Raw genomic sequence first — 4,906 nt, forward strand, 5'->3', positions numbered from 1 at the left:
CGCGTTCAGCGCGATCATCGCGCAGGCCAAGGCCGCCCTGCCGGAAGGCGCGCGCGTCGCCGCCTGATCCGGTCGGATCGTGGAATAGAAGAGGGCGCGGGGCTTCGGCTTCCGCGCCCTTTCCTTTTGGCGGCATCCGCCAACGATCGCGTGCGGATTCACAAAACCCCCTCCCGCGCGGAGGCGGAAGGGGGCCTTGGAGGCCTGGCGCGCCCTATGGGGGGCTAGGCGCGCCGGCGCTGCGCCAGGCGTGTTACGCCGCCCGGCGATCGTTGACCGCGTCGATCGTCGCCGGCTGCGTGCTTCCTTCGATCTGGATCGTGCGGGGCTTCTTGTGCTCCGGCACCTCGCGAACGAGCTGGATGTCGAGCAGGCCGTCATTATAGCTCGCGCCCGTCACCTTGATGGTGTCGGCGAGCTGGAAGCGGCGCTCGAACGCGCGCTTGGCGATGCCACGATGCAGAAATTCGCGCGCATCGCCTTCGGCGCCATCGAGCGCCCGGCCGGTGACGATCAGGACATTGTCCTGCGCGGTGAGATCCAGTTCGTCGCGGCGGAAGCCGGCGGTGGCCATCGAGATGCGATAGGCGTCATCGCCCACCTTCTCGATATTGTAGGGAGGATAGGCATCGCCCTCGCCACGGGTCGCGAAATCGACCAAGCGGTTGAGGTTCTCGAAGCCGATCGAGGTGCGCAGCAGCGGCGCGAAATCGAAGGTACGCATGGTTCATCCTTCCACAAAGCGATAAAACATCGGTGGCCCGCGGATGCCCGCCGGGCCATTCTGCCTTCGCCCCAGATGGCGACGAAAGCTGAAGGCGAGGTAGGAAGCGACGAAACGGTTTCAAGCATCCCGCTAACCTTCTTTGTCCATTTCGCGCATAGACGGGCTGTGGCAAGGTCGCGCGCGGGAAGGGGTAAGAGCTAATGGCTGTCGTTTCCGCCGGACCGACATTTTCGGACCGCGCCGCCGAGGCGCTGTATATCGAGGCGCTGCTCCTCGCGGATGAAACGCATGCTTATTACGACAGCGCGGGGCGCGCCGAGCGTGAGAGCCTGGCCCCGCCGGCGCGGGTGCAGTTTGCGTGCGAGGCGCTGAAGGCCACGACCCGGCTGATGCACGTCATCTCCTGGCTGGCGCTGCGCCGCGCGATCGCCGCGGGCGAAGTGGCGGAGGGTAATCCTTCCCTGCCCGAGCGACGGCTGGGCGAGAGTACGCCCAGCGACCCGGGCGTGCTCGGCGCTCTGCCGACGGCGGCGCGGCGACTGATCATGGCGGGGATGGACCTTCACGCGCGCGCCTCGCGGATGGCGGAGGGGATCGACAGCCCGGTCAGCATCGGCAGCCCGGCGCGCACGCTGATCCAGCGGCTGGAGCGCGCCTTCTGATCATGCGGGCGGGCTGGATCATGGCGGCGCTGCTGCTGGCGGTGCCGGCGGGTGCCGCGAAGAAGGTCAGGATCCCCAAGGACGCGCCCTATTGTGCGGCACCCGATACGCGCGCGCTGTTCGTGTCGCCGATGGGCGAGCCGTTCCGCGGCGCATCCGGACAGCCTTATCCGTCCACCCTGTGGTTCGCGGCCGCCGACCGCAACAGCGACGGCGCGGTCGACCGCGTCGAATTCCTGGCGGATGCCGCCCGCTTCTTCGCGCGGCTCGATACCGACCACGACGGGCGGCTGACGCCGGACGAGGTGACCGCTTACGAGCGCGACGTGGCGCCCGAAATCTCGCTCTACGCCGCGCGCCGCGCGCCAGTGCCCGTGCGCCGGCCCAAGCTGAAGTCGGGGGAGAGCGGTTACTGGTATCCGACGGGCGCGGGCCAGTTCGCCTGGCTCAATATTCCGCAACCCGTGTCGGGGGCGGACGCCGATATCGATCGGGTGGTGACGCGCGGCGAATTTCTTGCCGCCGCCGGGCGCCGGTTCGACACGCTCGACAGCAAGGCGCAGGGCCGCCTCGTGCTCGCGGCGCTCCCGCGCACGCCGCAGCAGGCGGAGATCGAGGGCCCGTGCCAGCCGGTCCCCGCGCCGCGTCAGGCGCGCCGCTGACGCGACAGGCCGGTCGGTCGCTGCGATTGAGGATTGTTGCGCTTCGCTGAAATAAAGTTACCGTGGCATCGATAAGCAGCCTCCGATCAACGGGGGCGTTGGACGAGGATGACGATGGCTGACGGCGTGGCGCCCAATCTGCCGCCGCTGTCGCTGCATGTGCCGGAACCGCGCTTCCGGCCGGGCGACGCGGTGGATTATGCCGACTTCGACCGGGGCGAGGCGGGCCTCGTCGCGCGACCGCCGATCGACGCCGATCCGGCCACAATGCGCGATCATGCTTACGGCCTGATCCGCGTGCTCGACGATGATGGCCGCGCGGTCGGCCCTTGGGATCCGCGTCTCGACCCCGACCGGCTGGTCGCGATGCTGCGGCACATGGCGCTCACCCGCGCCTATGACGATCGCCTGTATCGCGCGCAGCGGCAGGGCAAGACCAGCTTCTACATGAAATGCACGGGCGAGGAGGCGACATCGATCGCGCCGGCGCATGCGCTCGACCGTGGCGACATGATCTTCCCCTCCTACCGCCAGCAGGGGATCCTGATCGCGCGCGGGCACAGCCTGGTGGACATGATGTGCCAGGTCTATTCGAACAAGGCCGACCGGCTGAAGGGCCGGCAGATGCCGATCATGTATTCGTCGCGCGCGTCGAGCTTCTTCTCGATCTCGGGCAATCTCGCGACGCAACTGCCACAGGCGGTCGGCTATGCGATGGCGAGCGCGGCCAAGGGGGACACGCGCATTGCCGCCGCCTGGTGCGGCGAGGGATCGACCGCCGAGGGCGATTTCCATTCGGCCTGCACCTTTGCCAGTGTCTACCGCGCCCCGGTCATCATCAACGTCGTCAACAATCAGTGGGCGATATCGAGCTTTTCGGGCTTTGCGGGGGCGGAGGCGACGACCTTCGCCGCGCGTGCGATCGGATATGGGATGGCGGGGTTGCGCGTCGACGGAAACGACGCGCTCGCGGTCTATGCCGCGACCGAATGGGCGGCGGAGCGCGCGCGCGCCAATGCCGGCCCGACGCTGATCGAGCATTTCACCTATCGCGCGGAGGGACATTCCACTTCCGACGACCCGACCAAATACAGGTCGGCGGAGGAGAATGTGAAATGGCCGCTGGGCGACCCGGTCGCGCGGCTCAAGCAACATCTGGTGGCGATCGGCGCGTGGGACGAGGCGCAGCAGGCGGAGATGGATCGCGCGGTCGCCGAGGAAGTGCGCGCGGCGCAGAAAGAGGCGGAGGCGATCGGGATCCTGTCCGACGGCCTCTACCAGCATCCCTTCGCCACGATGTTCGAGGACGTTTTCGAAGAGATGCCGTGGCATCTGCGCGAGCAGAGCGACCAGATGCATGCCGAGCGTCGGAAAGCGGGAATATGAGCGCTCCGGACGCCCCGTCCCCTGTCGAGACGGCTCCAGTGGAGGGAGAAGCCCCTCGCACGATGAACATGATCCAGGCGATCAATTCGGCGCTGGACGTAATGATGGCGCGAGACGCCGACATCGTCGTGATGGGTGAGGATGTCGGCTATTTCGGGGGCGTATTCAAGGCGACCGAGGGATTGCAGCGCAAGTTCGGCAAGACCCGCGTATTCGACACGCCGATCACCGAATTGGGCATCATCGGCGTCGCGGTCGGCATGTGCGCCTATGGCCTGCGTCCGGTGCCGGAGATCCAGTTCGCCGATTATATCTATCCCGCGCTCGACCAGTTGGTGAGCGAGGCGGCGCGGCTGCGCTATCGTTCGGCGGGCGACTATATCGCGCCGATGACGGTGCGATCGCCGTTCGGCGGCGGCATCTTCGGCGGGCAGACGCACAGCCAGAGCCCGGAGGGCATCTTCACGCACGTGGCGGGGCTGAAGACGGTGGTGCCGTCCAATCCCTATGACGCGAAGGGACTGCTGATCGCGGCGATCGAGGACAACGACCCCGTCATCTTCTTCGAGCCCAAGCGCATCTACAACGGCCCGTTCGACGGCCATTATGATCGTCCGGTGACGCCGTGGGCCAAGCATCCGGCGAGCGCGGTGCCCGAGGGTTATTACCGCGTGCCGCTGGGGCAGGCGGCGACGGTGCGCGCGGGTGGCGACCTCACCATCCTCGCTTATGGCACGATGGTCCACGTGGCGAGGGGCGTGGTCGAGGCGATGGGGGTCGATGCCGAGATTATCGACCTGCGCACGCTGGTGCCGCTCGACATCCAGGCGATCGAGGCGTCGGTCACGAAGACCGGGCGGTGCGTGATCGTGCACGAAGCGACACGCACCGGCGGCTTTGGCGCGGAACTGGCCGCTTTGGTGCAGGAGCGCTGATTCTACGCGCTGGAGGCGCCGATCGAGCTCGTCACGGGGTGGGACACGCCCTATCCGCACAGCCTGGAATGGGCCTATTTTCCGGGGCCGGTGCGCCTCACCCAAGCGATCGAGAAGGTGATGGAGGGCTGATGGCGCGCGTCCCGTTCAAGCTGCCGGATATCGGCGAGGGCATCGCGGAGGCCGAGATCGTCGCCTGGCACGTGAAGGTCGGCGACCGGATCGGCGAGGACGATCCGCTGTGCGACATGATGACCGACAAGGCGACGGTCGAAATGACCGCGCCGGTGACGGGCACGGTGGTCGAGATTGCCGGCGAGGTCGGCGATCCGAACTCGATCGGAACCGTGCAGGGGGGGGTGGACAGCGAAGGCGGAGCGGTTGAGGAGCCGACTATCCAGGTCGCGCCTCCGGAGGCAGCGGCGGTTGCGGAATCGATCCTCCCCGGCGCGGGGGGGGGGGGCGCCGCCCCCCGGGGGGGGGGGGGGGGGGGGGCCCCGCGCGCGTGGCCAGCCGCAGGTCCCCACCACCCCC

At 67.9% G+C, this 4,906-nt stretch carries 5 protein-coding genes and 1 pseudogene; 5 read left to right on the top strand and 1 reads right to left on the bottom strand.

Features of this window, described 5'->3' with window-relative positions:
- Window positions 1–253: 253 nt before the first annotated feature.
- On the bottom strand, window positions 254–724 hold the full coding sequence (locus ACOJSF_RS09100) for an Hsp20 family protein (protein WP_420141895.1): 471 nt from the start codon (window positions 722–724) through the stop codon (window positions 254–256).
- Between the two features lie 203 nt (window positions 725–927).
- Between ACOJSF_RS09100 and ACOJSF_RS09105 the strand changes: the two genes are divergently transcribed.
- From ACOJSF_RS09105 to ACOJSF_RS09125, 5 genes and pseudogenes are all read left to right on the top strand, one after another.
- Window positions 928–1,389: a DUF1465 family protein gene (locus tag ACOJSF_RS09105; RefSeq protein ID WP_420141896.1), complete on the top strand. Its 462-nt coding sequence runs from the start codon at window positions 928–930 to the stop codon at window positions 1,387–1,389.
- A gap of 2 nt (window positions 1,390–1,391) precedes the next feature.
- The gene (locus ACOJSF_RS09110; RefSeq protein ID WP_420141897.1) at window positions 1,392–2,051 is read left to right on the top strand and encodes a hypothetical protein; all 660 of its coding nucleotides are present in this window, start codon (window positions 1,392–1,394) and stop codon (window positions 2,049–2,051) included.
- A gap of 114 nt (window positions 2,052–2,165) precedes the next feature.
- The gene (locus ACOJSF_RS09115) at window positions 2,166–3,437 is read left to right on the top strand and encodes a 3-methyl-2-oxobutanoate dehydrogenase (2-methylpropanoyl-transferring) subunit alpha (RefSeq protein ID WP_420141898.1); all 1,272 of its coding nucleotides are present in this window, start codon (window positions 2,166–2,168) and stop codon (window positions 3,435–3,437) included.
- A 62-nt stretch (window positions 3,438–3,499) separates the two neighbouring features.
- Window positions 3,500–4,504 (top strand): annotated as a pseudogene (locus ACOJSF_RS09120) (alpha-ketoacid dehydrogenase subunit beta).
- Window positions 4,504–4,906: biotin/lipoyl-containing protein (locus ACOJSF_RS09125; protein ID WP_420141899.1), on the top strand; the 403-nt coding region annotated here is incomplete at its 3' end. The pseudogene ACOJSF_RS09120 and the gene ACOJSF_RS09125, both read left to right, overlap by 1 nt.

Origin of the sequence: Sphingomonas sp., assembly GCF_048594985.1 — a bacterium.
Lineage (GTDB): Bacteria > Pseudomonadota > Alphaproteobacteria > Sphingomonadales > Sphingomonadaceae > Sphingomonas_I.